The organism is Ruegeria sp. C11, assembly GCF_056537725.1.
Window position 1 is genome coordinate 304,035 of the sequence record NZ_JBQFSB010000003.1, and the last position, 22,663, is coordinate 326,697.

Genomic DNA, 22,663 nt, shown 5'->3' on the forward strand with positions numbered 1-22,663 from the left:
GCCCAAGTGGCTCAGCTTACGCTTTCCTCTTCGAGGTGAAGCTTCATTTCGATCAGCACCTGCTGCAACAGGCTGGTTTCCTTCAGCAGGCGCTTGGCCTCATTCACAGTGATAATGCCGTCCTCGATAGCGGACTGGTATTCGGTCATCAGCATTGCAAACCGCTGGCTGAGCGCGATCACATCGGAATTCACACCTCCGGTGCGGGGCGCGTCGGTGTTCCGGTCGCCATAAGACAAGGTGATGCTTTTCAGATCGGCCAGCGCCGAGGTCACATGCGGAAAGGTTGCAGCGTTTTCCAGTTTCGCGACAGCATCCACGGGCATGAACCGGTCGGCATGCTCCGCATTATCTGAATAATATCGCCCCAGCGTTGCCTTGGATTTACCGGTAATCTCGCACGCGGCTTCGATTCCGACGTCCTTAACCAAAGCTTCGGTATGTTTCTTGAGATATGTACCGATTTCGGCCATTTTTTTACCTTCGCTACCTGCGCTCACCCCTTCCCGATCATGTCTGCCGGGGAAAGGGCCGGAAATTTTCCCATTCAAGACTAATAAGTCAAATGTCATACCTTGGCTATCCCTCAGATTTACGGGGGATTTTGTGAGTGAGTGGCGGCAGTTCATGCCGGTAAAGAGTGACGTGAAGGCAACATTTATCGCCTTACGCTGGTTTGGTCGCATGTTGACCAACGGCGTCGCTGTTGCGGAAGCGGGGTTTCCATCCCCTAAGAGCATCTGCTCAGCCTCTGCAACCGCAACGGTGGCGTCGTTAGCCTTGGTTTGACTTGCCCGCCCGAAAAAGTCGTTCTAGACCCGGCGCATGGCAAAGCTCTACTTCAACTACTCCACCATGAATGCAGGCAAATCCACGGTTTTGCTGCAGGCCTCCCACAACTACCGCGAGCGCGGGATGGAAACCTATCTTCTGACCGCCGCCATCGATGGGCGCGCTGGCAATGGGCAGATTGCATCGCGAATCGGAATCTCGGCCGAAGCCGACACATTCAGCCCAGCGGACGATGTTTTCAGCATGATTGAGCGCCGCCTGAATCAGGGACCTGTGGCCTGTGTATTCGTGGACGAGGCGCAGTTTTTGTCCGAAGATCAGGTCTGGCAACTGGCACGGGCCGTTGATGATCTTAAAGTGCCGGTTCTGGCCTATGGCTTGCGGGTCGACTTTCAGGGACGGCTTTTTCCAGGCTCTGCCACACTGTTGGCCCTTGCGGACGAGATGCGCGAAGTTCGAACCATCTGCGAATGCGGACGCAAGGCGACAATGGTGATTCGCCGGGATGAGGACGGGAACGCCATCACCGAGGGCGCACAGGTACAGATCGGCGGGAACGAGACTTATGTCTCGCTCTGCCGCAAGCACTGGCGTGAAGCCGTCGGAATGTGATCTCAGACCGCGTTGGGAAGTGTGCGCCCTTCTGCGAAGGCTGCGACATTATCCAACGCCATATGCCCCATATCCGTCCGCACTTCTTCGGTTGCCGTCCCCAGATGCGGCAGCAAGGTGACGTTTTCCATCTTGCAAAGGGCATCCGGAACTGCCGGCTCGAATTCATACACGTCCAGCCCCGCACCTGCGATCTGACCGTCCTGCAAGGCGGTAATCAGTGCAGATTCGTGGATAACCTCACCTCGTGCGATGTTCACGAGGATTGCCGACGGATTCATTGCAGCCAAAACACCGGCGTCAATCAGGTGCCGGGTTTCAGGACCGCCGGGAACGGCCAGCACCAGAAAATCGACGGATGCGGCCAAAGCATCAAGATCGGCAATGTACTCCGCAGTAAAATCGAGCTCTTTCCCGCTGCGGGCCAGATAAGAAACCTGCATCCCGAACCCGAAATGGCAGCGCCGGGCGATAGCCTGCCCGATACGCCCCATGCCGACAATTCCGACCCGTTTGCCCGTCACGTGGTGACCCAGCATCTGCGTCGGATGCCACCCCTGCCAGTTACCGGAACGAACCAACCTCTCCCCCTCGCCCGCGCGGCGGGCCGTAGTCAGGATCAGCGTCATGGCTATATCTGCGGTCGCGTCGGTGACGGCTCCGGGCGTGTTCGACACCTGTAGGCCCGCCGATTGCGCAGAAGCCACGTCGATGTGGTTAAATCCGACTCCGAAATTGGCCAGCAATTTGCAACGCGGATTCGGAACCTGAGAAAACACCGCAGCAGAGAACAGATCACCCAATGTGGGTACCACCACGTCAAACTCGGCAAGCGCCCGCAGCATCTCGCCCTCATCAAGGGGCAGGTTGCTGGAACGGATTTCAGTGTTGAACGTGTCACGCGCGCGCGCTTCGACTGCGGGCGGCATGGGGCGTGTGATCCACAGTTTCATCAGTGCATCCTGCCGCCAACAGGCACCTTGCCATCGGGGCCGATCAAAACGATTTCGCCTTTATCGTCGGGCAATCCAAGCACCAGAACTTCGGACATGAACTTGCCGATCTGGCGTGGAGGAAAGTTGACTACGGCCATCACCTGCTTGCCCACCAAAGCGGACGGATCGTAATGCGCCGTGATCTGGGCAGAGGTTTTGCGTTCACCGATTTCGCCACCAAAATCGATCCACAACTTGATCGCGGGTTTGCGGGCTTCTGGATATTCTTCGGCCCGAATGACCTCGCCCACGCGGATGTCGACCTTGAGAAAGTCGTCAAAAGAAATCTCACTCACGCGACAACTCCTTTGAGCGTTCAGTGGCGGCGTTCACGGCCCGGTGCAACAGGTCGGGGAAACCTGTCTCCTCATGCATCAGAACCTCAAGCGCAGCCTGTGTCGTGCCGTTGGGTGATGTGACGTTGACGCGCAACTGCGAAGGATGGTCATCCGCTGCGACGGCCAGAGCCCCGGCGCCGGCAACGGTGGATTTGGCCAGCTTCATCGCAAGTTCGTGTGGCAGGCCGTGCGCCTCGCCAGCAGCGGCCAGTGTTTCGATCAGATGGAATACGTAGGCCGGGCCAGAACCGCTGACGCCGGTCACGGCGTCCATCTGCGCCTCATTTTCAAGCCGCACGGTTTCGCCAACGGCGGATAACAGGTTCTCGGCCAGCGTCAGGTGCGAATCCCCTGCATGAGCGTTTCCGATCAACGCGGTGATGCCCTGACGGATTGCGGCAGGCGTGTTGGGCATAGCACGAATGATAGGAGTTCCGCCGCCAAGTACCTTTTCAAACGTCTCAAGCGAGGTACCGGCAGCAACCGAGACGAATAAACTGCCACCCCCACCCAGTGCCTGAATCGCCGGCAGCGCCTCGCCCATCATCTGTGGCTTCACGGCCACCAGCACCACCGCTGGCGCTTCGGGCAAAGGTGTGTTGATGTTGACGCCCTGCGCCTTCAGCCAATCTGACGGATACGGGTCGACGACCCAAACCGAAGACGCGGGTAGGCCATGCTCCAGCCAACCTGCAAGCATGGCCGATCCCATTTTCCCGCAGCCCAAAAGCACCAGCCCCTGATCCGCGACGTGCGACATGTCCATGATTGCCCCTCCCCAATGTCTTCAGGTTCGGGGCAAAGCTTTACGCACGGCCATAAGCCTCTGCAATGGCGACTTGCATCGCATCCGACGGGGTACGGTTGCCCCATGTCACCAATTGGATGGCCGGATAGTATCGCTCGGCGCTCAGAACCGCCGCGGTAATCATCGTGTCAATCTGCTCCGGGCTGGCCGACTGGCCACCCGCAAGAACCAGACCATAGCGGTAAACCATCAGTTTCTGGTTTGCCCAGTACGTAAAGGCACCTGCCCAGCACTGATCGTTCATGGCGTTGAGCAATTCGTACAGTTCCGGAACCCGCTCCTGCGGCGGCTCCATCTCGAACGAACAGACCATCCGCAGCGTTTCGTCAAAGCCGGACCAAGCCAGGGTGATTGAATACGTACGCCACTGACCTTCGACCGCCATGGCAATCTGATCGTCCCCGATACGGTCGAAATCCCAGTCGTGATGTTCGGCGAGATGCTCAACAATGTCGATCGGATGAATGTCTTCTTCGAGGTACTGTTCGGAAAGGGCCATAATACCACCTCACTAAATTCTAGCTGGTCGGGGCTGGCAGCGCCCCAGCGCTAGTTGCCTGCTCTACAAGCCGGGCTTCCCCCTTTGGCCTGTACTAAATATGGTGCGATGTGGCAGGTACCCTGACAACCCCTATTTTTGGGGATAACAGCAATAAGTTGTGGACAGCTGGCAACGCCGCCCAAAATATTGGCGCCAGACACAGCTTTTTCTTGAAATAATTCTGCGGCGCGTCAAAATACCCCGAGCCGCGCAAACCGACACCGGATTGCACGGTTGGATAGTTTTACCCAAATATTGGAGATCCCGGACCTAGTCGCCCAGCTTGGCCTCAAGTGCCGCTATGCGTGCTTCGAGGGCCGCATTTTCCTCGCGCGCTTTCTGCGCCATCGCCCGCACGGCGTCGAACTCTTCGCGGGTGACGAAATCGCGATCAGCCAGCCAGCGGTCAATCATCGACTTCATGGCGTTCTCGGCCTCTTCCCGCGCGCCCTGCGCCACGCCCATGGCGTTGGTCATAAGTTGGGAAACGTCGTCCAGGATCTTGTTGCGGGTTTGCATGTCTTTACTCCGGTGTCGCGGTTACCCCCTATATGGGCAAGGAAAGGCCCGGGCTCAAGGTTGACTTGCCCCACAAACCCCGGGCAATGAGACGCACATGCAGGCAGTTCTGAATTTCCCCGACCTTTCACCCGAACTTTTCTCGATCTCACTATTCGGGATAGAGTTCGCCCTGCGGTGGTACGCCTTGTCCTACATCGCCGGTATTCTCATCGCGTGGCGTTTGGCGATTGTCGCCCTGCGCCGCCCTGCCCTATGGCACGACAACTCTCCGCCCCTGACGACACAACAATTCGAAGACCTGCTGACCTGGATCATCGTTGGCATCATACTGGGCGGACGGCTGGGTTTCGTGCTGTTCTACCAACCGGCCTATTATCTTCAGAACCCAATTGAGATTCTCAAGGTCTGGCAAGGCGGTATGGCCTTTCACGGCGGGTTGATTGGTGTGGTTCTGGCCTCATTGATCTTTGCGCAACGGCACGGAATTCCCAAACTGCCGCTGGCCGATCTTGTGGCCCACGGCGTCCCGCCCGGGCTGTTGCTGGGTCGGCTGGCCAACTTTGTAAATGCCGAACTATGGGGCCGCCCCAGCGAGTTACCTTGGGCCGTTATCTTTCCCGGTGCAGCCGCACAGGACTGCCCCGATGTCATTGGGCTGTGTGCCCGCCACCCCTCGCAACTTTATGAAGCGGCACTCGAGGGTCTGTTGCTTGGCCTGTTGCTGCTGTGGCTGGTTTATCGTCGCGGCGGATTTCACAGGCCCGGGCTGGTCACCGGGGTCTTCCTTGCGGGTTATGGCCTGTCACGTTTTATCGTTGAGTTCTTTCGGCAACCGGATGCGCAGTTCGTATCGCCGGGGAACCCTCTGGGACTGGCGTGGCATATCGACGGCTATGGGCTGACAATGGGCCAGCTTTTGTCGCTGCCGATGATCGCCCTTGGTCTGTGGTTCGTATTGCGATCCGGACGGGCGAAAGGATGAACCTCAAGGAACAACTGATCGAGCGCATTAGCCAGAACGGTCCGTTGACCATTGCAGATTACATGGCGGAATGCCTGCTGCATCCCGTTCATGGTTATTATACGACGCAGAACCCGTTTGGCTCTGCCGGGGATTTCACCACTGCACCAGAAATCAGCCAGATGTTCGGAGAACTGACCGGCCTTGCACTGGCGCAATGCTGGCTGGATCAGGGGCGGCCATCATCGTTTACCCTGGCCGAACTTGGCCCGGGTCGGGGAACCTTGATGGCGGATATTCTGCGCGCAACCCGTGGCATTCCGGGTTTCCACGAAGCCGCGCAGATTTTTCTGGTCGAAGCCTCTGCTGCGCTGCGCAAGATACAGGCGGAAACGCTGGCGGGTTACGCACCGATCTGGGCCGATTCCATTGAGGACCTGCCGCAGGCCCCGGTTTTTCTGATCGCCAATGAATTCTTTGACGCCCTGCCAATCCGCCAGTTCATAAGAGACGGCGACGGCTGGCGTGAGCGGCTGATTGGCTGCGAAAACGGGTCGCTGACCTTTGGACTTGGGCAAACCGCGTCACAACCGGCCTTGCAATACAGGTTGGACGACACGAAGGACGGCGACCTTGTCGAACTGTGCTCAGCTTCGACGCCGATCATGGCGACCGTTTCACAAAGAATACGTGACCATGGTGGTGCCGCTCTGATAGTCGATTATGGCGACTGGCGATCTTTGGGGGATACCTTTCAGGCGGTGCATTCGCACAAGGCAACTGATCCTCTGGCCCTCCCCGGAGGTTCCGACCTGACAGCACATGTGGATTTCGAATCCCTTGCCTCTGCCGCCAGGGCGGCGGGCATCTCCCATACGCGTCTTTCGACACAGGGCGTGTTTCTGGAACGATTGGGAATCACCGCTCGGGCGCAATCTCTGGCGAGCTCAGTTGTGGGTGACGAACTGGAATTGCTTGTCAGCGCACATCGGCGGTTGACGCACCCGGATGAAATGGGAAACCTGTTCAAGGTGCTTGGGCTTTACCCTGCACATGCCGCGCCACCACCCGGACTGGAGCCATGACACTGGAAATTCTGACCTCGGACCTGCTTTCCCCCGTTTCACATGGCTTTTTCAGCCGTCGCGGCGGCGCCTCCTCGGGTATATTTTCGGGTCTCAATTGTGGTCTGGGATCGTCGGACCAGCGCGAGGCAGTCATGCTGAATCGCAGTCGCGTGGCAAGTGCGATGGATGTAGATCCCGAGGCCCTTATTGGCGTTCATCAGGTTCATTCTCCGAATGTGGTTACTGTGACCGGCCCGATTTCCGGCGAACGGCCAAAAGCCGATGCGATGGTTACAGCGACCCCGAGTCTGGCGCTGACCATTCTCACGGCGGATTGCCAGCCGGTCCTGTTTTCCGATCCTGACGCGAAAGTGATCGGCGCCGCCCATGCGGGGTGGCGTGGTGCTTTGGAAGGCGTTCTGGAAGCGACTTTGGACGCCATGGAATCACTTGGGGCGAGCCGTTCCAATACAGTTGCCGTCATCGGTCCGACCATTTCGCAACGCGCCTACGAGGTCGGCCCGGAGTTTTTGGACATTTTCGAGGCAGAGTCACCGGAAAATACCCGGTTTTTCGCCAATGGAAACGGGGACCGCCTGCATTTCGATTTGCCGTCCTACGGCCTGCACAGGCTGCGCGCTGCAGGGATCGGAGAAGCCGAATGGACCAGGTATTGCACCTATTCTGACGCTGATCGGTTCTTTTCGTATCGCCGCACGACCCATGCAGGAGAAGCCGATTACGGACGGCTAATTTCTGCTATTCGCATATGAATTGCGGTCAAATTAAGGCAGTTTCGCCCCGATTTTGACGCATTAATTTAGTCTATCTCTCTAAGAATCGAACGGAATTTACCGCGGTGTCTCAGATGGTTACCTGAAGCCTCAGGCCACCAGACGCCGGCATAATTGGGAAAGAGGTACGCCACACCTGCATATTTGTCCTCAATTCTTCTCGGATCAGCCTTATCGGCGCCTCAAATGAGCATGAAGGTCAGGAGAATTGTTGAGGGGGACATCGGTCCCGGCAGTGCAGGTAAAGATAATGAAAACAAAATCTCGCTTTCTCAGCGCCGTCATCGCGGCCTCGAAAGATCAAAAGCTTGAAATGCCCTGGAAGCGCGTTTCGAGCGACTCAGTCAGAATTGCGCGCCGCCTGGCCGCAAGAAGCTGATCGGAAAGACCTGAAAGACCAAGCTGCCCGGTCTTTTGGAAAGGCCCACGCTGGAACATGGCCTCGGTCCCGCGTGGAATATCCGCAACAATTGTTGCGATAAAATTCGGGGTCGTGTGTGCGCAGACATTTTGGCTGCGTTTGTTGTGAGTTTGTCTGGGGGGTCAATGTTTTGACCAATAGTAAGCGGATACGGCTTCGCCTTGTGGCGACAAATTACGTATGCGCTCGTGGTAATACATTCATTTCAAGACAAAAAATCAAAATGCCGAACCAGGTAGATCAGAGGGGATGATCGGGAATCGGCATAAATTAGAGGGGACGGAATACATATGACTATTCCACATTCGCTGGCTCGAGCAGCAAAAAACGCGGTCGAGACATCTGTACTGCTGCGCGATGTACAAACGCCAGCCAGCCCGCAACGGGCCCAACTCAGACGCTACGAAGTCAGTTCACTTCTAAAGAACGGTGAGGTGTCTCAGGTTCGCCACATCGCGCCTGCCCTGCCCTTGTTCGAGGACGCCTTCTGTGCATTTTCCCGCGGCTCGCTTGTCGAGACCGATATCGGCCCGATGGCCATCGAGGATCTGATGCCCGGCGACAAGGTGATCACCTTGGACGGTGCCGCAGAAACGGTCCTTTGGAAGGGATCGGTCACGCTGCTGCCTGGCAAAGCCGACGCCCGTGGCCGCACGCATCCGCTGACGCGAATCATGGCCGATACTTTTGGCATGCAAAAACCGATGTCTGGTGTAATTGCCGGTCCGTCGGCCCGTCTGCTGGCCTCGCCCGCGCATCTGCACCATCTCAACGGTGGTGATCCGATGCTGACACCGGTGCAGGAATTTCAGGATGGAATGAGCGTAGTCGAAACTATCCCACCAACACCGGTGGAACTGTTTCATATATGCCTGCGCAGGCATTCGGTTATTCGCATCGACGGGTTGCAATTCGAAACCTATCATCCGGGGACAAATGCCATTCGGATGCTCAGCCAATCGCTGCGATCCATCTATCTGAATCTGTTCTCACACATCAGTTCTCTGAACGATTTCGGTCCGCTGTTGCTTCCGCGCGCCGGAGATGGTGAGATTGACGCTATCACTGCATGAATCCTGGGGGGGCTATTATGCAACTGTTACTGAGTTGGGTGTTTTCGTTAACCATTGCGGCGTTTTTACCGCCGTGCAACGCAACACCAAAAAACGTCGCTGCTACGCCGACCGGCTCAGCCGTTCTTCCAATACGTCGAACGGCACGCCTGGGGCGTCTTTTGCGCCGCGGATAACCAACGAAGTCTTGACGCTGGCCACGTTCGGCGTGGTCAGCAACTCTCCTGTCAGAAACTGCTGAAAGCTGCTGAGGTCCGGCGCGACGCACTTTAGAATGAAATCGACCTCACCGTTCAGCATGTGACATTCCCGAACCAACGGCCATTCACGGCAGCGATCTTCGAAGGCCCGCAATTCCGTCTCGGCCTGGCTTTCCAGACCGACCATGGCAAACACCTGAACCTCAAATCCCAGTTCCCGTGCATTCACTTCGGCGTGATAGCCGCGGATCAGGCCCGCTTCTTCCAGTGTCCGCACGCGCCGCAAACAGGGCGGAGCCGAAATTCCCACGCGTTTTGCGAGCTCAACATTGGTCATCCGACCGTCTGCCTGCAATTCCGCCAATATCTTGCGGTCAATTTCATCCAGCCGTGTCGCGACCATGGAATGCTCCTGAATTTTCGGTTCTTATAGCAGCGCACGGATGATGCGCAATAATCTTTCGCGATTAAGCAATATTCTTTATTCTCAATGCTCTTTTTCAGTACATCCCCGTGGGTGCATGACGGTCCTGCATGGGAAAAGGGGTTTAAGCCCGTTTCACTGACCGCTATATCCAAACGCTGAGGATCGCAGGTCCGCAGAGGCAGTTTCATTGGGGGTACCATGGCCGATACACGACACACCAAGGTTCTGATTATCGGATCGGGGCCTGCCGGTTACACCGCGGGCGTTTACGCAAGCCGGGCAATGCTGCAGCCGATTCTGGTACAGGGAATCGAACCCGGTGGTCAGTTGACTACAACGACCGAGGTCGAAAACTATCCCGGATTCACCGAAGTTCAGGGCCCGGACCTGATGATCAAGATGCAGGAACACGCCGCTGCCATGGGCTGCGAAGTCATTGGCGATATCGTCAGTGATCTGGACCTCAGCAAGCGCCCTTTCACCGCCAAGGGCGACAACGGAACAACTTACACGGCCGACTCGGTCATTCTGGCGACCGGGGCCCGCGCGAAATGGCTGGGGCTTCCTTCGGAAGACAAGTTCAAGGGATTTGGCGTTTCCGCCTGCGCGACCTGCGATGGCTTTTTCTATCGCGGTCAGGAAATCGTAGTAATCGGCGGCGGCAATACCGCGGTCGAAGAGGCCCTGTTCCTGACCAACTTCGCCAGCAAGGTCACGCTGATCCATCGCCGCGACGAGTTGCGCGCTGAAAAAATCCTGCAGGATCGTCTGTTCAAGAATGAAAAGATCGAACCGCTGTGGTTTCACGAGCTTGATGAAGTGATCGGCACGGATGCCCCGCTTGGTGTTGAAGGCGTTCGCGTAAAGAACGTGAAAACCGGTGAGATCACCGAAATCCCGTGCAAGGGCGTTTTCGTCGCCATTGGCCATGCACCGGCCAACGAACTGGTCAAGGATACGCTGGAAACCCATATGGGTGGCTATGTGGTGACCAAACCAGGCACCACTGAAACTTCGGTTCCGGGCGTCTTTGCCGCCGGTGATCTGACGGATCACGTATATCGTCAGGCCGTGACATCTGCGGGCATGGGATGCATGGCGGCGCTGGATGCCGAACGCTTTCTGGCGGAACACGACGCCTGAGGCCTACATTCCCTATCTCTAAGGAAAGGGCTGGTCCTTACTGCGGATCGGCCCTTTCTTTTTTGCCTCTCGCAACTGTGCCTTGACCCGGGCTTGCGCGCGGCACAGAATTTGCCTGCCGCTTAAAAGAAACCGGAGAAGATTTTGGCAAGTGCCCTCTGGCGAGGCAGCTGGACCACACGGCTCAGGATCGCGACCGGCCTGATCCTGCTTCTCTATGCATTTTTTCACTTTATCAATATCGGCCTCGGCCTGATTGACCCCGTCTGGATGAACGCGATGCAGGGCGCCCGCCAGTGGGTGACGCGCAGCGTGCCGGGCACTGTAATCCTTTATGCCTCACTGTTGATCCATGCCGGACTTGCCCTGACCTCAATCGCACAAAGGCGCACCCTACGTATGCCTTTCAGCGCCGCATTGCAGATGGTTCTGGGCCTGCTGATCCCGCTGCAACTGCTCTCTCATCTTGTTCAGACCCGGTACGCGCACGAGGTTTTCGGTGTAAACGACGCGATGAGCTACATCATGGTTCTGATGTGGCCGAACAACTCGATCTGGTATCAAAGCATCCTGTTGTTGCTGGTCTGGATACATGGCTGTATCGGCCTGCATTTCTGGCTACGTCTGACACGATGGTGGCGCCCCGCTATCCCCTATCTGATCGGCGTTGCGGTATTGGTCCCCGGCTTCGCCTATGCCGGACTGATCACCGAGGGCCGGCGAATGATGGCGGACTTTGCCGACCCGGACCTGCGCGATCAGTATGTCGAGTACTTTAACTGGCCTACCAACCAGGAATTCACAGCGCTCTTTGCCGTGAAAGACTGGGGTCACACAGTATTCTGGGCAGCACTTGCCTTGACTGCGGTGGTGTTCCTTGGGCGAAAGATCTGGCGCAAGCGGCATTCAGTCAGGGTGCGGTATGTCGATGGCCCTGAGATTCTATCGGAACCGGGGATGACCTTGCTTGAGATGTCGCAAGCCAACGGCATCCCCCATACCGCCCTTTGCGGCGGCAAAGGGCGCTGCACGACCTGCCGCGTTGTTGTGGAACAAGGTGCGGATCTTTTGCATCCACCAACCGACATCGAGGCGCGCAGCCTTGCAGCGGTCAATGCACCGCCGGGGACGCGTCTGGCCTGTCAGATCCGGCCGGCGCATCCGTCGACTGTCTTTCGCGTGTTCAAACCCGACGGAGGCCGCACGCGTGCCCATGCCAGTCAGGGGCAGGAACGCATGCTGGCAATTCTGTTTCTGGACATGCGGGGTTTTACGGCTCGTACCGCAGGTCAGTTGCCCTATGATGTCGTGTTTCTTTTGAACCGTTTTTTCGACGCAATCGTACCTGCGATCACAAACGATGGCGGCGTGGTCGACAAATATCTGGGCGACGGGCTACTTGCCGTTTTCGAAACCCGTGACACTGCCAGTTCGGCGAAAGCCGGGCTTAGGGCGGCTTCGGATGTCAGCCGGGCCTTGGAGAATTTCAACAAGCAGCTTGCCGGTGAAAACAGCCCCGAAATCAAAATCGGCATGGGGCTGCATCTGGGTGATCTTGTACTTGGGGAAATTGGTGCTCAAGGCCACGCCTCGCACACAATCATCGGGGACGCCGTCAACGTCGCAAGCCGACTGGAGGGTGAAACCAAGGGCTTGAGCGTAGAGCTGCTTGTATCCGACGAGGTGCTTGCGGCAGCGGGGATCGATACCACCCGGCTGTCTTTGACAGAGTTCCAGTTGCGTGGGGTTGCAGAGCCGATCGCAGCGCTGCCTGTACCACGGGCATCTCAGCTCACAGATCAGTTGGCAGCATCGGAACATGTGTCCGAAAACCCTCCCGCAAACTGAATTTTTCGAATTCATTTTCGCGTCAAATGCGCATCCTTGGAACATCCTTCTGTTCTGTGCAAAATCCGCGCATTCCGTTCTTTGTTTTCGCAGCCGTCTGGACTTCTGCTGAATGACAGTGCAAATGGCGCGAAATGCCACTGAAACAGCAGCAATTCAACCGATCTGACAAGAGTATTCCAATGACTATGTTAAGTAATCTGGCCCCGATCCCCGAACTTTATGTGTCCTATGACTCGGCCCAGAAACTGAAAGTCGAAGCCGCAGACCTGACAAGCTGGGACCTGACACCGCGCCAGATCTGTGATCTGGAACTGTTGATGAACGGCGGCTTCAACCCGCTCAAGGGGTTCCTGTCCGAAGATGACTATAACGGCGTCGTCGAAAACATGCGCCTTGCCGACGGTACCCTCTGGCCAATGCCGATCACGCTGGATGTGGGCGAAGAGTTCGCCGAGAAAATCGAACTTGGGCAGGATATTGCCCTGCGCGATCAGGAAGGCGTGATCCTGGCGACCATGACCGTCACCGACCGCTGGACACCGAACAAGGCCAACGAGGCGGAAAAGGTCTTTGGTGCTGACGATGACGCGCACCCGGCCGTCAACTATCTGCATAACGAGGCGGGCAAGATCTATCTGGGTGGCCCTGTCACCGGCATCCAGCCGCCAATCCACTATGATTTCAAGGCCCGTCGCGACACGCCGAACGAATTGCGCGCCTACTTCCGCAAGGTTGGCTGGCGTCGTGTTGTGGCGTTCCAGACCCGCAACCCGCTGCACCGGGCGCATCAGGAACTGACATTCCGTGCCGCCAAGGAAGCACAGGCCAACCTGCTGATCCACCCGGTTGTCGGTCTGACCAAGCCGGGCGATGTGGACCATTTCACCCGCGTGCGCTGCTATGAGGCCGTTCTGGACAAATATCCGGCTTCAACCACCTCGATGTCACTGCTGAATCTGGCGATGCGTATGGCTGGCCCGCGTGAAGCTGTCTGGCACGGTCTGATCCGCAAAAACCACGGCTGCACCCACTTTATCGTTGGTCGCGACCATGCCGGCCCCGGCAAGAACTCGGCCGGTGAGGATTTTTACGGACCTTACGATGCGCAGGATCTGTTCCGTGAATATCAGGACGAGATCGGCCTTGAGATGGTTGATTTCAAACACATGGTCTATGTGCAGGAACGGGCCCAGTACGAGCCCAATGACGAGATCGCGGACAAGGAAAACGTCACGATCCTGAACATCAGCGGAACCGAACTGCGCCGTCGTCTTCGCGAAGGGCTGGAGATTCCGGAATGGTTCTCGTTCCCCGAGGTTGTGCAGGAATTGCGCAACCGGTTCCCGCCGCGTTCGCATCAGGGCTTTACGGTGTTCTTCACCGGCTTCTCGGGCTCTGGAAAATCCACTATTGCCAATGCTTTGATGGTCAAACTGATGGAGATGGGCGACCGTCCCGTGACACTTTTGGATGGCGATATCGTGCGGAAAAACCTGTCGAGCGAACTGGGCTTTTCGAAAGAGCACCGCGACCTGAACATCCGTCGCATCGGCTATGTCGCGTCCGAGATCACCAAGAATGGCGGTATCGCCATCTGTGCCCCCATCGCGCCCTATGCCACGACCCGCCGCGCCGTGCGGGAAGATATCGAAGCCTTTGGTGCCTTCTGCGAGGTGCACGTCTCGACCTCGATCGAGGAATGCGAACGTCGCGATCGCAAGGGTCTTTACAAGCTGGCGCGTGAAGGGAAGATTCAGGAATTCACTGGAATTTCCGACCCTTACGATGTTCCTGAAAACCCGGAACTGCGTGTCGAAACCGAGAATGTCGATGTCGACAACTGCGCCCATCAGGTTCTGCTGAAGCTGGAAAGCATGGGTCTGATCGCGGGTTCATAAAGCAACCCGACCAAATTTTGACAGGCGGCCTCCGACATTTCGGGGGCCGTCTTTTTATTGGGCCGTTCCCGGTGGCATTGACAAACCCTCGTGAGATTGCTGCAAATCGGCAAATCTCATCTGATCCGGTCGTTGAATGAATCACGCGTTACCCACGGTTGCCAGCTTTTGGTTTGGGTCAGACCTGTCGTGGCTTGAGGCGCTGTGCATTCAGTCGTTTCTGGATCGGGGGCATCGTTTTGTTCTGTTTGTACCAAAAAAAATCGCCAACATTCCGATTTGTGCAACTGTCAAACCAGCCTCGGACGTTCTCTGGCCAGCACCGTTTGACATCGAAGACAACGACCGGCTGAGGGTCGCTGTGTTCTCGGACATCTTTCGGCTGCACCTGTTTGAGAAAACCGATTTCATCTGGGTTGATCTGGATGCTTACTGCGTTCGTCCCTTCGATTTCGAAGCCCCTCATGTCTTCGCCCATTCCGGAGCGGGCGGATTTCCGAATGGCGTGGCGCGTCTGCCAAAGGATTCAGAGACGCTGAAGCTGATGTTGGAGTTCGTCACCGGCCCTAACCCGACGCAGCCCTGGCGGGGTGATCGCTTGCGGCGGATCAATCGGCGCCGGGTGTCGAACGGGGAAACCTGGGGGATCGAAGCCCTGCCATGGGGATGTTCCGGGCCAAAGGCGTTCGGCCATTTCCTGCGCCAGACCGGTGAAGACAAATACGCGATGCCTGCCGATGCGTTCTATCCGCTGCTTCCGGACCACCTTTGGAAGCTGCACGACCCCGAGATCGAAACGGCCGATATCGAACACAAGGGTGTCTATTCGGTTCACATCTACGGGCATCAGAAAAAATATCTGGCCCGCACCGCGCAGGGTCTTCCGAAACCGGGCAGCTATCTGGCAAGGCTTTGTGATCGGCACGGTATCGATCCGACGAAAAATCCGATACCTCTGCTGGACTGGATGAAGCCGGGGCAGCCGACAGGATAGCCAGTCAGCTCCGAAATCGACCGAGTTTCAGCCCTTTTGCGGTGTCCCGGTCGTGATCGAATAGTCGCGGGGGATGCCTTTCGTCACCGCGAACCAGCTGGAATTTTTGGTCCGGGTCTGGTGTGCATCGAATGCCGTCTGATTTTCAAAGATTTCGTCCACCATGAAACGCCCGGGATGGTCGTCGGATTCGGTCACATCGAAAGACACGCAGCCCGGTTCCGACCGCGTCAGGTCAATATGTGCGGGCAAGGCGGCCCTGACCGCGTCCAGTCTGTCGGCCGGAACATCCAGATATCCGTTCAGAAAAACCCAGGCATCGTCATTTGCAGTCATCTGTTTGCCTTTCCCTGAAACTGGGCCGCAGCTATCAAAGCTGATCCCTGAGTGCCCGCGCCGCACGGCCTTCGAAATCTCCAAATGTGTCCGCGACGGGTTGAATAGCCTGAAGCGCGGGCAATCGCTGTTCAAAGTCGCTTTCGGAAACGGACTCTATTGCATCACGGATATCAGCCTCGGATTCACAGAGGATCATGCCCGAGGTATCCATGAAGTCCGCGATGTTCGGGCAACCCCAGTAGATCGGCACCGTCGCACACAGAATGGCGTCGACCAGCTTTTCCGAGAAATAGTTCTTTTCGCGCACATTTTCGATCACGACCGAATAGCGGTATGGGGCCAGACCATCGGATTTCTGGTCAAACGGCATGTAACCGCGCCCCATGATATCTACGTCCTGCCCCGTCTCGCGCACCCATTCGATTAGCGAGTGACGCAGTTGATGCCCGATCAGATCGCGCTTGGCCGAGGCGACCAGCGAGCAGGATTTCACCTTGTTCAGCGGCAGGTCCCGCCATTCGGGTACCAGTGTCGCCCCATACGGCAGGAAAACCGCGTTCGGCAGGCTGTTCAGCAGAACATCGTGAAAGGTGAATACCCGGAAAAACCGTCGCCACGAATAACGCAGCAGACGGTCATGTTTGGCATGAATGGCCGAAGGCTCGCCCATCATCAGCGAAATCTGCGCCCGTGTCCCCCTGCGCAGGCGAAAATGCGCCTTGGTGTTGGGATACATGATCAGATGGTCGGTGCGTTCCAGATCGCCTACGGTTTTGCCGTTCAGGCGATCCGGGCAACCGAGGGGCCAGGAAAGCTCGGACAATGGCAGTTCGGCCAGTTTCGGGCCAAGTCGGTGGCCATAGGGCAGAATCGCAATGGCGGGTTCTTTCATTGCGGCGTTCCATCCGGCAGATCGACCTGCCCGCGCATCAGGACAAAGCCTTTGCCCGCGACCTTGATGCCGGTCATCGCGTCAGGCGTGCCGACACGCGTGACGGTGGCCTGCCCCGGGCGGCCCATGTCGTGGCCCTGCTCGGCAATGAAACAGTCCTTATCCATCAGCCCATACTTCCACAAATAGGCAGCCATTGCACCGGTGGCTGAGCCGGTGAAAGGGTCCTCGGGCAGGCTGGGCGGCGCCAAAAGAAGGCGCGAGAACGTGTCACCTGCATCCGTTGCACCCTGAAGCGTCACCAGAAAGGGTTCCATCATGTCGGTGCCTGAATATCCCTGACTTCCAGCAAGATGGCGCAGGGCATCCACATTCAGTTTTGCCTGTCGCAGTGTCGCGTGATCACGTAGGACGGTGACGCAGAACGGCAGTCCCGTCGATACAATCTGCGGAGGGGAAATGATTGCGTCAGCGTCAAGACCTACGCAATCGGCCACCAAATCGGCGGGGACGACCGCCCCGAATTCAGGGGCTATCTGCGTCATCTCGATCTCGTTGCCATCCAGACGGATCGAGACAATCCCTGCCCCGGTTTCCAGTGTCAGCGTATTGCCCGTGACCATACCGCGCGACCGCATGGCCGCGACGGTGGCGATGGTGGGATGACCGGCAAAAGGTATCTCGCGACTGGCAAGGTAGTATCGCACGCGGATATCGGCCACATCCGATGGTCCTGTGAAGGTGCATTCAGCCAGCGAGGTTTCGCGGACATAAGCGGTGCAGGTCTCTTCGGACAGACCGGCGCCGTCATAGACAACAGCGCACCCGTTGCCGCCAAAGGGGCGATCGCTGAAGGCATCCACCCAATCGAATTCGAACCAGCTCATGCGCCCCCTCCCGGTTATGGCGGTCTGTACGGCGGGCATGTTTCGCCGGTCACACGGCAAATGTCACGTATTTTCAGAGAGTGCGTGGCCGTTCAGTGAACAGCCACAGGCGACAGGTCGTGTTCGCGGGCCAGAACAAAGGCCAGCTTGCGGTCGGCGACAAGGGCCAGTTGCTGGCCGTTTGCATCATGGACGGCGTAAAGCTGTTCAAGATCACCGGCCTGATCGCGCACTTCCTGCGGCAGGTCCGAAACCTCGACCGCCTTTACATAGACGATGCGGTCGCCTTCGGTATTGATTTCATATGGCGTATTCATGGCTTACCCCTTTCTTATGTTGATCGTCTGCACCACGGTTTCCGGTACGGCCCGGGTCAGATCGACATGCAGCAGACCGTTTTCCATCACGGCCTCGCCCACCTCGACGCCATCGGCCAGTACGAACATGCGCTGGAACTGGCGTGCGGCGATGCCACGGTGCAGGAACACGCGCCCGTCGCTGTCGTCGCGTTGTCGGCCCCGGATCACCAACTGGCGATCCTCGATGGTGATTGACAGATCTTCCTCGGCAAATCCGGCCACGGCGAGCGTGATCCGATAGGAAAAATCCGAGGTCTGCTCGATATTATAGGGCGGGTAGCCTTCATTCCCGGCCTTGGCCGAGCGTTCCAGAAGGCGTTCCAGCTGCTCGAACCCCAACAGATGCGGGTAGGAGCCAAGAGTAAGTTTCGACACTTTATCCTCGTCCTTTTTTGTCAAAGCGACGTGTTGGTGCGGCCCCGTAGCGGCAACCGCGCAATGTAGAATATGGGAAGAAAACAGGATGTCCACAAGGTCTAGGCGGATTCACCCGGACACACTATTCTGTGTGTCAATAAACAAGGGAAGTACTGAGTCGCCAATGAACGCGCCTACCGATCTTTCAATGAAAACCGATGAAGTTCTGCGGGTTGAACTGGAGGTGTTCCGCCGTCAGCACCGCGATCTTGACGAAGCCATCGAGGCGCTGCAAGCCACCGGCACGGCCGACCAGCTGACAATCAAGCGGTTGAAAAAGCAGAAACTTCGTCTGAAAGACATCATCCGCATGATCGAGGATCGCCTGACCCCGGACATAATCGCCTGAATCTACCTGTTTTCGGGCGGAATATCCCGGATGCGCGCGACATGCGCGTCGATGTCATCGCGCGTGAACTTTGAGTGACGGCGTTTGTCGCTTGCCGGTTGATTGACCAGCCCAAGGTTCAGTTCCGGCCGCCAGGACCGTTTCGGGCGGATCGGACGCGGGGAAAATCCGCCGCCGCAGGTGGGGCAGACATTGTGCAACTGATTCTCGACGCATTCGGCGCAATAGGTGCATTCGTAGCTGCAAATGCGTGCATCCGTTGCATCGGGTGGCAGGTCACGATCACACAGTTCGCAGTTGGGGCGCAGTTCCAGCATCATCTCATTCCCTGTTTGGGTCAAAGAGTTCCCGAGTTTTCGTCCCGATGCAACATGTTGCCAATTGCGCCAATGTTGCATTTGGCTATAGTGCGCGCTCTTTCCGCAGGCGGGGACAGCGCGTATGGGCGATATCAGGGTTGGGATCATCATGGGCAGTCAGTCGGACTGGCCGACCATGAAGGAAGCGGCGAACATTCTCGACGAACTGGGCGTGGCGTATGAAAAGCGCATCGTATCGGCGCACCGTACGCCTGATCGGTTGTGGGACTATGGCAAGACAGCCGCCGGGCGCGGTTTGCAGGTGATCATTGCCGGGGCCGGAGGTGCTGCGCATCTGCCGGGCATGATGGCGTCGAAAACCCGTGTGCCGGTGATTGGCGTTCCGGTTCAGACGCGGGCGCTGTCGGGTGTCGACTCGCTGTATTCCATCGTACAGATGCCCAAGGGCTTTCCGGTTGCGACCATGGCCATCGGATCGGCCGGTGGGGCCAATGCGGGCCTGATGGCGGCTGGCATTCTGGCGTTGCAGGACGACGCACTGGCGGAACGTCTGGATGCGTGGCGCGAGGCCCTGTCGGCCTCGATCCCGGAGGAGCCCGTCGATGAGTGAAGCACTTGCCCCCGGCGCGGTGATCGGAATTCTTGGTGGCGGTCAGTTGGGCCGAATGCTGTCTGTTGCGGCGTCACGGCTGGGTTTTGCCACCCATATCTATGAGCCGGGCGCCAACCCGCCCGCTGGTCAGGTCGCGGATCGCGTGACCACAGCCGCCTATGACGATGCGGCGGCGCTGAAGGTTTTTGCCGACTCGGTCGATGTCATCACTTACGAGTTCGAGAACATCCCGACAGAAGCACTGGATCTGCTGGAGGCGCACCGCCCGATCCGCCCCGGGCGCGAGGCGTTGCGGGTCAGTCAGGACCGGCTGACCGAAAAGACGTTTCTGCAGGGGCTGGGGCTGAACACCGCCCCCTTTGCCGATATCACCGATCTGGACAGCCTGAACGCAGCCATTGCCGAGATTGGCGCGCCAGCCATTCTGAAAACCCGCCGCTTTGGCTATGACGGCAAGGGGCAGGCACGACTGCATTCAGCCGAAGATGCCGGGGCCGCGCTGGCCGACATGTCCGGGGCGCCTGCCATTCTGGAAGGGTTCGTGAATTTTACCCATGAGGTGTCGATCATCGCGGCACGCGGTCTGGACGGTCAGGTCGCCTGTTTCGATCCCGGTGAGAACGTGCATCGCGATGGTATCCTGCACACCACGACCATACCGGCCCGTTTGTCCCCGTCGCAAAAGACGGATGCGGTGCTGCTGGCAGCCAATATCCTGAATGCACTGGATTATGTCGGCGTCATGGGGGTTGAGCTGTTCGCGACGCCGCAGGGACTGATCGTGAACGAAATTGCGCCGCGTGTGCATAATTCGGGCCACTGGACCCAGAACGGATGCGCCGTGGATCAGTTCGAGCAGCATATCCGCGCAGTGGCGGGCTGGCCGCTTGGGGATGGTCAGCGCCATGCGGATGTGGTGATGGAGAACCTGATCGGCGATGACATGGACCGGGTGCCGGAACTTGCGCAGGAGCGCGATGTGGCCATCCATCTTTATGGCAAGGCCGACGTAAAACCGGGCCGCAAGATGGGGCATTTTAACCGCATCGTCCGCTGAGGGAATTCGCGCGTATCGCGCGAAGCCTCCGGCCGGAGTATTTTTTAGCCAAATGAAGACGCGGCGTGCGTCTAACCCAGAAAGCGCGCCGCGATGTCGCCGGACATATGGCTGACCCGGCCACCGGCCAGCGTCGCGGCGACCCGGTGCGTTTCCGCGTCGAGAATGACGAGATCGGCGCGCTTACCCGGCGCCAGCGTGCCGCGATCGTTCAACCCCAGAACCCGTGCAGGGCCAGAGGATACCAGCGCCCATGCGCCCGCCAGATCCAGCAGGCCGGTTCTGGCGATCATCAGCGCGGCCCGGCGCGGGCTGGGATAGTGATAATCCGAGGCCAGTGCGTCACACAGCCCCATGGTGATCAGGTCCAATGCGCTGGCGTTACCTTTGTGCGAGCCGCCCCGCACCACGTTCGGCGAACCCAGAATGATCTGATCCCCGGCCGCGCGGGCAGCCTCGGCCGCGTCGAGCGTTTCGGGGAATTCCGCGATGGCCACGCCGCGTTCCCGCCATCCTGCGCGAGTCGCCGCCGTGGCATCATCGTGGCTGCCCATGCGTACACCTTGCCGTGACAATTCTGCGCAGAGTGCGTCAAGCGCCGCCGGAACCTCGTCCCCACGGGCGTGCATGGTTTGCAGCATGCCCAGATGCGCCTCGGGACTGCGCCCGGCCTTGAGCGCCTGCCCGGTCAGGCGCGGCGGCGTCCGGCCCTGAGACAGCCGATCATGCGGCAGGTGATCGTTGAACACGACATAAGGCACCTGCCAGTCGGCAATGCGGTCAGGAAGGCTGGCGTAATCCCCGAGCATGTGAGTTTCGAAACGCAATTGCGGGATCAGGTCCGTTACGACCGTGGCTTTGACCGAAGCGATTGCGGCAAATACCTGCGCGGCAAATTCCGGGCCGCGTACGCCGCCCTCCCAACTGTGAAACTGTGCCATGACGGCGGTGGTGATGCCGTTTGCGGCCAGTTCAGCCTCCGTGGCGATGACGCCCTCGTCCATCTGTTTCATTGCACCACGGCGTGGGGCGAGGTGACGTTCGAACCCGTCGCCATGCAGGTCGATAATACCGGGGAGGATGAGGTACCCGGACAGATCAATCCGGCGCCCTGCCCGGTCTTGCTGAATCATGCCTTCCGCGAGGCTCAGCTCGCCGCATGTTGTTGTATTATCCGGCAACAGGATGTCCGCGCCGGTCAGGGTCAGTTCCAATGCGCTCATCTTGTGGGCTCCGACTCTGGCTCGGTGCAGTCCCGCCCGATGCAGATCTCGTCAATGACGTTCATTACGCCGTCAAGCCAGGTGATCTCGGGGTCGAAACGGCCGAATTCGATGAAATGCAATGCCTGCGCCATAACCCGGGGGTTGTTCATCATGAAGGTATGCGTCACCGGCAGGACGATGTGGTCGGACATACCCTCAACCTTGGTGGTTTCGACCGAAACCTTGCCGTCATCCGCTCCGTCGATCATCGACGAAAATACCGGGTTCAATGAATTTTCGCCCGCGATCACGCCCAGTTCGAAATTGACCGGAGGCAATTGACCCGGAAACCCCTCTGGGCCGGTCGCAAGCGAGAGGCCCGCTGGCCCGTGCAACAGGCCGAACACTTCCCAATCGCCCAGTTCATCCACAAGCTGGCTGCCCTGATTGGGTGGGCCAAGCATGACGACACGGCCCAGATTGTCCGGCTGGTGATCCTGCAGCCAATAGCGGACCAGAATGCCGCCCATCGAATGCGACACGATGTGTGTTGGCTGATCGCCGCATTCGGCAAAAGCAGCGGGCAGGGTTTGCCGCGCAAGATCAGGTATCGGCAGGTCGGTCGAGGCATAGCCGGGCCGCACCACCTTGTAATCATGTGCAAGAAACAGCTGTTCCATGATCGAAAACGAGGCCTCGGTGCGTGCAAGGCCGTGCAACAGCACGACGCAGTCGGCGCGCGCCAGCCCCGGGAGCAGGCATAATATGAAGACAAGAAACCTCATAAA

The 22,663-nt window shown here is 58.1% G+C and carries 28 protein-coding genes; 13 read left to right on the plus strand and 15 right to left on the minus strand.

Going from position 1 to position 22,663, the window contains the following annotated elements:
* Nucleotides 1–11 precede the first annotated feature (11 nt).
* On the minus strand, nt 12–473 hold the full coding sequence (locus ACR0NA_RS07485) for a hypothetical protein (RefSeq protein WP_480448677.1): 462 nt from the start codon (nt 471–473) through the stop codon (nt 12–14).
* A gap of 352 nt (nt 474–825) precedes the next feature.
* Here ACR0NA_RS07485 and ACR0NA_RS07490 point away from each other — a divergent pair, with 352 nt between their 5' ends.
* Entirely contained in the window at nt 826–1,404 is a 579-nt protein-coding gene (locus ACR0NA_RS07490) for a thymidine kinase (protein ID WP_480727548.1), read from the plus strand.
* 2 nt (nt 1,405–1,406) lie between these two features.
* On the opposite strand, the gene ACR0NA_RS07495 is transcribed toward ACR0NA_RS07490, so the two are convergent.
* The 5 genes from ACR0NA_RS07495 to ACR0NA_RS07515 form a co-directional block, all read right to left on the minus strand.
* Nucleotides 1,407–2,357 carry a 2-hydroxyacid dehydrogenase gene (locus ACR0NA_RS07495; RefSeq protein WP_480727550.1) on the minus strand — a complete coding sequence of 317 codons (951 nt, stop codon included), beginning with the start codon at nt 2,355–2,357 and terminating at the stop codon, nt 1,407–1,409.
* Nucleotides 2,357–2,695: a tRNA-binding protein gene (locus tag ACR0NA_RS07500; protein ID WP_480727554.1), complete on the minus strand. Its 339-nt coding sequence runs from the start codon at nt 2,693–2,695 to the stop codon at nt 2,357–2,359. The genes ACR0NA_RS07495 and ACR0NA_RS07500 overlap by 1 nt, the downstream gene beginning before the upstream one ends.
* A complete protein-coding gene (gene proC / locus ACR0NA_RS07505) occupies nt 2,688–3,503 on the minus strand; it encodes a pyrroline-5-carboxylate reductase (protein ID WP_480727556.1) in 816 nt (271 codons plus the stop codon). The genes ACR0NA_RS07500 and proC overlap by 8 nt, the downstream gene beginning before the upstream one ends.
* Before the next feature lie 40 nt (nt 3,504–3,543).
* On the minus strand, nt 3,544–4,044 hold the full coding sequence (locus tag ACR0NA_RS07510) for a YbjN domain-containing protein (protein ID WP_170650971.1): 501 nt from the start codon (nt 4,042–4,044) through the stop codon (nt 3,544–3,546).
* A 312-nt stretch (nt 4,045–4,356) separates the two neighbouring features.
* Nucleotides 4,357–4,605: an accessory factor UbiK family protein gene (locus ACR0NA_RS07515; protein ID WP_170650972.1), complete on the minus strand. Its 249-nt coding sequence runs from the start codon at nt 4,603–4,605 to the stop codon at nt 4,357–4,359.
* Nucleotides 4,606–4,702: 97 nt separating this feature from the next.
* Here ACR0NA_RS07515 and lgt point away from each other — a divergent pair, with 97 nt between their 5' ends.
* The 5 genes from lgt (at nt 4,703) to ACR0NA_RS07540 (ending at nt 8,924) form a co-directional block, all read left to right on the plus strand.
* Entirely contained in the window at nt 4,703–5,590 is an 888-nt protein-coding gene (gene lgt, locus ACR0NA_RS07520; RefSeq protein ID WP_480727559.1) for a prolipoprotein diacylglyceryl transferase, read from the plus strand.
* Nucleotides 5,587–6,654, plus strand: a complete 1,068-nt coding sequence (locus ACR0NA_RS07525; RefSeq protein WP_480727562.1) for a class I SAM-dependent methyltransferase — start codon at nt 5,587–5,589, stop codon at nt 6,652–6,654. The genes lgt and ACR0NA_RS07525 overlap by 4 nt, the downstream gene beginning before the upstream one ends.
* A complete protein-coding gene (gene pgeF / locus ACR0NA_RS07530; RefSeq protein WP_480727564.1) occupies nt 6,651–7,409 on the plus strand; it encodes a peptidoglycan editing factor PgeF in 759 nt (252 codons plus the stop codon). Before ACR0NA_RS07525 ends, pgeF begins: the two co-directional genes overlap by 4 nt.
* 207 nt (nt 7,410–7,616) lie before the next feature.
* Entirely contained in the window at nt 7,617–7,742 is a 126-nt protein-coding gene (locus tag ACR0NA_RS07535; protein WP_480727566.1) for a hypothetical protein, read from the plus strand.
* Between the two features lie 399 nt (nt 7,743–8,141).
* Nucleotides 8,142–8,924: a Hint domain-containing protein gene (locus ACR0NA_RS07540; protein ID WP_480727569.1), complete on the plus strand. Its 783-nt coding sequence runs from the start codon at nt 8,142–8,144 to the stop codon at nt 8,922–8,924.
* A gap of 102 nt (nt 8,925–9,026) precedes the next feature.
* On the opposite strand, the gene ACR0NA_RS07545 is transcribed toward ACR0NA_RS07540, so the two are convergent.
* Nucleotides 9,027–9,527 (minus strand): Lrp/AsnC family transcriptional regulator, encoded by a 501-nt coding sequence (locus ACR0NA_RS07545; RefSeq protein ID WP_170650977.1) that lies wholly within the window; start codon nt 9,525–9,527, stop codon nt 9,027–9,029.
* A 222-nt stretch (nt 9,528–9,749) separates the two neighbouring features.
* Here ACR0NA_RS07545 and trxB point away from each other — a divergent pair, with 222 nt between their 5' ends.
* From trxB to ACR0NA_RS07565, 4 genes are all read left to right on the plus strand, one after another.
* A complete protein-coding gene (gene trxB / locus ACR0NA_RS07550) occupies nt 9,750–10,694 on the plus strand; it encodes a thioredoxin-disulfide reductase (RefSeq protein ID WP_480727573.1) in 945 nt (314 codons plus the stop codon).
* A gap of 144 nt (nt 10,695–10,838) precedes the next feature.
* On the plus strand, nt 10,839–12,542 hold the full coding sequence (locus ACR0NA_RS07555) for an adenylate/guanylate cyclase domain-containing protein (protein WP_480727576.1): 1,704 nt from the start codon (nt 10,839–10,841) through the stop codon (nt 12,540–12,542).
* A gap of 182 nt (nt 12,543–12,724) precedes the next feature.
* Complete coding sequence (locus ACR0NA_RS07560; protein WP_170650980.1) at nt 12,725–14,443, plus strand: bifunctional sulfate adenylyltransferase/adenylylsulfate kinase; 1,719 nt, start codon at nt 12,725–12,727, stop codon at nt 14,441–14,443.
* A gap of 136 nt (nt 14,444–14,579) precedes the next feature.
* Nucleotides 14,580–15,437 (plus strand): hypothetical protein, encoded by an 858-nt coding sequence (locus ACR0NA_RS07565; protein ID WP_480727581.1) that lies wholly within the window; start codon nt 14,580–14,582, stop codon nt 15,435–15,437.
* A gap of 27 nt (nt 15,438–15,464) precedes the next feature.
* On the opposite strand, the gene ACR0NA_RS07570 is transcribed toward ACR0NA_RS07565, so the two are convergent.
* From ACR0NA_RS07570 to ACR0NA_RS07590, 5 genes are all read right to left on the minus strand, one after another.
* Nucleotides 15,465–15,773, minus strand: coding sequence for a putative quinol monooxygenase (locus ACR0NA_RS07570; protein ID WP_480727584.1), 309 nt, complete (start codon nt 15,771–15,773; stop codon nt 15,465–15,467).
* Nucleotides 15,774–15,807: 34 nt separating this feature from the next.
* Entirely contained in the window at nt 15,808–16,668 is an 861-nt protein-coding gene (locus tag ACR0NA_RS07575; RefSeq protein WP_480727587.1) for a hypothetical protein, read from the minus strand.
* Nucleotides 16,665–17,555 (minus strand): PhzF family phenazine biosynthesis protein, encoded by an 891-nt coding sequence (locus ACR0NA_RS07580; RefSeq protein ID WP_480727589.1) that lies wholly within the window; start codon nt 17,553–17,555, stop codon nt 16,665–16,667. The genes ACR0NA_RS07575 and ACR0NA_RS07580 overlap by 4 nt, the downstream gene beginning before the upstream one ends.
* Before the next feature lie 92 nt (nt 17,556–17,647).
* Nucleotides 17,648–17,872 (minus strand): DUF1150 family protein, encoded by a 225-nt coding sequence (locus ACR0NA_RS07585; RefSeq protein ID WP_170650985.1) that lies wholly within the window; start codon nt 17,870–17,872, stop codon nt 17,648–17,650.
* 3 nt (nt 17,873–17,875) lie between these two features.
* Nucleotides 17,876–18,289, minus strand: coding sequence for an Hsp20 family protein (locus ACR0NA_RS07590; protein WP_480727591.1), 414 nt, complete (start codon nt 18,287–18,289; stop codon nt 17,876–17,878).
* A gap of 166 nt (nt 18,290–18,455) precedes the next feature.
* Here ACR0NA_RS07590 and ACR0NA_RS07595 point away from each other — a divergent pair, with 166 nt between their 5' ends.
* Nucleotides 18,456–18,680, plus strand: a complete 225-nt coding sequence (locus tag ACR0NA_RS07595) for a YdcH family protein (protein WP_480727593.1) — start codon at nt 18,456–18,458, stop codon at nt 18,678–18,680.
* A gap of 2 nt (nt 18,681–18,682) precedes the next feature.
* On the opposite strand, the gene ACR0NA_RS07600 is transcribed toward ACR0NA_RS07595, so the two are convergent.
* Nucleotides 18,683–18,997: a DUF1272 domain-containing protein gene (locus ACR0NA_RS07600; RefSeq protein ID WP_480727595.1), complete on the minus strand. Its 315-nt coding sequence runs from the start codon at nt 18,995–18,997 to the stop codon at nt 18,683–18,685.
* 124 nt (nt 18,998–19,121) lie between these two features.
* Here ACR0NA_RS07600 and purE point away from each other — a divergent pair, with 124 nt between their 5' ends.
* Together purE and ACR0NA_RS07610 are read left to right on the plus strand one after the other, a co-directional pair.
* The gene (purE, locus tag ACR0NA_RS07605) at nt 19,122–19,610 is read left to right on the plus strand and encodes a 5-(carboxyamino)imidazole ribonucleotide mutase (RefSeq protein ID WP_480727597.1); all 489 of its coding nucleotides are present in this window, start codon (nt 19,122–19,124) and stop codon (nt 19,608–19,610) included.
* On the plus strand, nt 19,603–20,670 hold the full coding sequence (locus tag ACR0NA_RS07610) for a 5-(carboxyamino)imidazole ribonucleotide synthase (protein ID WP_480727598.1): 1,068 nt from the start codon (nt 19,603–19,605) through the stop codon (nt 20,668–20,670). The genes purE and ACR0NA_RS07610 overlap by 8 nt, the downstream gene beginning before the upstream one ends.
* A gap of 71 nt (nt 20,671–20,741) precedes the next feature.
* On the opposite strand, the gene ACR0NA_RS07615 is transcribed toward ACR0NA_RS07610, so the two are convergent.
* Together ACR0NA_RS07615 and ACR0NA_RS07620 are read right to left on the minus strand one after the other, a co-directional pair.
* Entirely contained in the window at nt 20,742–21,893 is a 1,152-nt protein-coding gene (locus tag ACR0NA_RS07615) for an alpha-D-ribose 1-methylphosphonate 5-triphosphate diphosphatase (RefSeq protein WP_480727600.1), read from the minus strand.
* Complete coding sequence (locus ACR0NA_RS07620) at nt 21,890–22,660, minus strand: alpha/beta hydrolase (RefSeq protein WP_480727602.1); 771 nt, start codon at nt 22,658–22,660, stop codon at nt 21,890–21,892. Before ACR0NA_RS07620 ends, ACR0NA_RS07615 begins: the two co-directional genes overlap by 4 nt.
* Between the last annotated feature and the right edge of the window lie 3 nt (nt 22,661–22,663).